This is a genomic window from Flammeovirga sp. SubArs3, assembly GCF_947387565.1.
In the GTDB taxonomy this organism is placed as follows: Bacteria; Bacteroidota; Bacteroidia; order Cytophagales; family Flammeovirgaceae; genus Flammeovirga; species Flammeovirga agarivorans.
This window is the reverse complement of record NZ_CANDOA010000023.1, coordinates 1-4,394: the sequence shown is the minus strand read 5'-3', so window position 1 is coordinate 4,394 and position 4,394 is coordinate 1. Positions and strand designations below refer to the sequence as shown.

The window sequence follows — 4,394 nt, the reverse complement described above, 5'->3', positions numbered from 1 at the left end:
TTTGAGAAGCGAGTGCAAAGGTAAGAACTAAATTTTAATCTCCAAACTCTTTTTGAAAAAATTTTATTTTATTTTTTTGAGCTAATTTCTGAAGATTTTCAATCTTCTATTCTCTGCTTAAAAAGACCAACGTTTTAGTCTTTTATGACCGCCTCTTTTCAGAAGCGAGTGCAAAGGTAAGAAGAGAAATTTAATATGCAATACTTATTTGATTTCATTTGAAATTTTAATTTACAGCACTGTCTTCTTTGCAAAATGTTGAAAATGAATAGTACTAACTAGGAGTGTTTTTTCATTTGGCCTTCCGTTCGAAGGGAGTGCAAAGGTAATAACTGACTTGAAAAATTCAAGCCCCTTAATCAAAAATTAGTATCAATAAATTATAACACCTCATTAATCATTTATTTATCAAAGTATTATAGTTGTATAAATATTTCAAAAAATCATAGTATCAATTACCAAAAGATAAATTATAGAATTTAGTATATTTATCTTCTTACAATAATTACTCTATGGATTTTAAATTAGTTGCTGATTTCACTCCAATGGGAGACCAACCTCAGGCCATAAAAGAATTGGCTGAAGGAGTAGAAACAGGGGAAAGTTCTCAAATTTTATTAGGTGTTACTGGTTCGGGTAAGACATTTAGCATAGCAAATGTCATAAAAGAAACGAATCGCCCAACACTAATACTTAGTCATAATAAAACATTAGCAGCCCAGCTATACGGAGAATTCAAACAGTTTTTTCCTGAGAATGCTGTAGAGTACTTCATCTCTTACTACGATTATTATCAACCTGAAGCATACATTCAAACAACAGATACTTTCATTGAGAAAGATTTGATGATTAACGATGAAATCGAGAAACTTCGATTATCATGTACTTCAGCGTTATTATCTGGTAGACGAGATGTTATTGTGGTCGCTTCAGTTTCTTGTATATATGGTATTGGTAATCCTGAGGAATTTGGAAAAAATGTTCTCAAAATTAGAACCGGCATTGAATATCCAAGACAAAAACTTTTAAGAGACTTTGTTGACATTCTTTATTCAAGGAATGAAATAGAATTTAATAGAGGTAATTTTAGAGTTAAAGGCGACACTGTAGACATCTACCCTGCTTATGCAGATTTTGCATATAGAATTATATACTGGGATGATGAAATTGAAGAAATTCAAAGAATCGACCCAGAAACTGGTAAAATGCAATCAAGAGAAGATGCTATTACCATTTTCCCTGCTAATTTATTTGTTACAGGAAAAGACACTATTAATGAGTCTATCATCAAAATACAAGATGAACTAGTTGATCAAATCAAATATTTTGAAAAAGATCAACGAACAATGGAAGCAAAAAGAATCAAGGAACGAACAGAGTTTGACCTTGAGATGATTCGAGAATTAGGATACTGCTCTGGTATCGAAAATTATTCTCGCTTTTTTGATAGAAGACGTCCTGGGCAAAGACCTTTCTGCTTACTTGATTATTTCCCAGATGATTTCTTAATGGTTATTGATGAAAGCCATGTGACCTTACCTCAAATTAGAGCCATGTGGGGAGGAGATAGGTCTAGAAAAATTTCCTTAGTTGACAATGGTTTCAGACTACCTTCAGCTTTAGATAACCGACCACTCACTTTTAATGAATTTGAAAATGTGGTTAATCAAAGTATATATGTCAGTGCTACTCCAGGTGAGTATGAATTATTAAAGACGGAAGGAGCAATTATTGAACAAGTTATTCGACCAACCGGTCTTTTAGATCCTGAAATAGATGTTCGACCAACTTTAAATCAAATTGATGACTTACTAGAAGAAGTTACAGCGACAATAGAAAAAGGTGATAGAGTTTTGATTACTACTCTAACTAAAAGGATGGCAGAAGAGCTTTCCAGATATTTAGATCAAATAGGTATTAAGTCTACTTATTTACATTCTGAAATCAAACCATTAGATCGTGTTGAGATTTTAAGAGAACTTCGATTAGGAATTATCGATGTTCTAGTAGGTGTCAACCTTCTTAGAGAAGGACTAGACTTACCGGAAGTTTCGCTTGTTGCTATTATGGATGCGGATAAAGAAGGTTTCTTAAGAAATGAGAGGTCTTTAATTCAAACAATCGGTAGAGCTGCCCGTAACTCCGATGGTAGAGTAATCATGTATGCGGATAAAATGACGAAATCCATGAACAAAGCCATAAGTGAAACTAAAAGGCGTCGTCAAATCCAACATGAATACAATTTAGAGCATGGAATAACTCCACGTACTGTAAGAAAATCACATGATGCTATTATTGAACAAACACAAGTAGCGGATAAAAAATCAATCAGTAAAGATTATCAATCCGAAGAAGCAAACCTTGCCAAAGCTGCAGAAGAAGCTTCAACTTATCAAGCAAATAGCAAAAAGAATATTAACGAACAGATCTCTCAAGTGAAAAAAGAAATGGAAAAAGCTGCTAGTGATCTCGATTTTGTAGAAGCAGCAAGACTTAGAGATATCATGTTTGAATTAGAAAGAGTAAAAAACAGCAAAGTATAATTAACAACATCCAAAACAATATACCATAAAACAAATCATGCAAAAACTAATCGACTATTTTAAAGAGACCCCATCTTTTCGAATGCTAATTCTTACGCTAGTAAACACTTGCAATGGACTTATTTGGTTCATTAAAAGTTCAAAAGAAAATGAAGAATTCATGAGTAAGTTATGGCTCTTTATCGCACTAACATCGTTGATTCTTACGATTGTCTTCTTTATGAAGTTTTCGAAAGAGAAGAAGGAAAAATTCCTTTAGAAATAAAAAGAGGTTATCTATTGCTAGATAACCTCTTAATATATGTGCTCAACTAATGTTGAGAATCAATTACTCAACGATTGTAGTAACTTGACCTGCACCTACTGTACGTCCACCTTCACGAATCGCGAAACGAAGACCTTCCTCCATTGCGATTTCTTTTTGAAGATCAACTGTGATAGTAACGTTATCACCTGGCATTACCATCTCAACACCGTCAGGTAAAGCGATAGTACCAGTTACGTCAGTTGTACGGAAGTAGAACTGAGGGTTGTAACCTTTGAAGAATGGAGTGTGACGACCACCTTCTTCTTTTGAAAGAACGTAGATCTCAGCAGTAAACTTCTTGTGTGGAGTTACAGAACCTGGCTTACAGATTACCATACCACGCTTGATGTCTGCTTTGTCGATACCTCTTAATAAGATACCTACGTTATCACCAGCTTCACCTCTATCTAAGATCTTACGGAACATCTCAACACCAGTAATAGTTGATGTTAATTTGTCACCAAGACCCATGATTTCAACAGCATCACCTGTGTTAGCAACACCTTTCTCAATACGACCTGTAGCTACAGTACCACGACCTGTGATCGAGAATACGTCCTCTACTGGCATTAAGAAATCTTTATCTACATCACGCTCTGGAAGAGGAATTTCAGTATCAACAGCCTCCATTAATTCTTCAACTGTTTTTACCCACTTATCTTCACCGTTCAATGCACCTAATGCAGAACCACGAACGATAACAGCGTCCTCATAACCTTTTGACTCAAGTTCTTCAGCTACTTCCATTTCAACTAGCTCAAGCATCTCTTCGTCGTCTACCATATCCGCTTTGTTCAAGAACACAACGATTTTAGGTACACCAACCTGACGAGCTAATAGGATGTGCTCTTTAGTTTGAGGCATAGCACCATCAGTAGCAGCTACTACTAAGATAGCACCGTCCATTTGTGCAGCACCAGTTACCATGTTTTTCACGTAATCGGCGTGACCTGGACAGTCAACGTGTGCATAGTGACGGTTCTCAGTTTGGTATTCAACGTGAGAAGTGTTGATCGTGATACCACGTTCTTTTTCTTCTGGAGCGTTGTCAATTTGTGAGAAATCTCTTTGCTCAGCAAGACCTTTGTTTGCTAAAACTGATGAAATTGCCGCAGTTAAAGTTGTTTTACCGTGGTCAACGTGACCGATTGTACCAATGTTCAAATGGGGTTTCGAACGGTCAAATGTTTCCTTAGCCATCTTTCTTAAAAAGAATTATATACAATTAATAGATTTCAATCTTCAGATTTTGAAAGCAAAATCGAGCTGCCGAGGAGATTTGAACTCCCGACCTCTTCCTTACCAAGGAAGTGCTCTACCCCTGAGCTACGGCAGCTTATGCTGTTACCGCAATCTACCCAGGTAGATTTTCGATTTTCCTCGAAATGCAGTTAGAGATCTGAAGAAACACTAACTACAAAATTTCTCAATAAATTCTTCTATTATAAAAACAGCTTCTTTTATTGATAGTGGGAGGGGCAGGATTCGAACCTGCGAAGCCGAAGCAACGGATTTACAGTCCGTCCCATTTGACCGCTCTGGAA

The 4,394-nt window shown here is 36.0% G+C and carries 2 protein-coding genes and 1 tRNA gene; 1 reads left to right on the top strand and 2 read right to left on the bottom strand.

Translation table 11 applies throughout. The annotated features are described in order from the left end of the window. The first annotated feature begins 512 nt into the window (after window positions 1-512). Complete coding sequence (gene uvrB, locus QL232_RS27140; protein ID WP_281616486.1) at window positions 513-2,543, top strand: excinuclease ABC subunit UvrB; 2,031 nt, start codon at window positions 513-515, stop codon at window positions 2,541-2,543. A 328-nt stretch (window positions 2,544-2,871) separates the two neighbouring features. Here uvrB and tuf read toward each other — a convergent pair whose 3' ends face one another. Next, window positions 2,872-4,050 (bottom strand): elongation factor Tu, encoded by a 1,179-nt coding sequence (tuf, locus tag QL232_RS27135; RefSeq protein WP_169667294.1) that lies wholly within the window; start codon window positions 4,048-4,050, stop codon window positions 2,872-2,874. Between the two features lie 64 nt (window positions 4,051-4,114). Continuing rightward, window positions 4,115-4,186, bottom strand: a tRNA-Thr gene (locus QL232_RS27130). Window positions 4,187-4,394 lie beyond the last annotated feature (208 nt).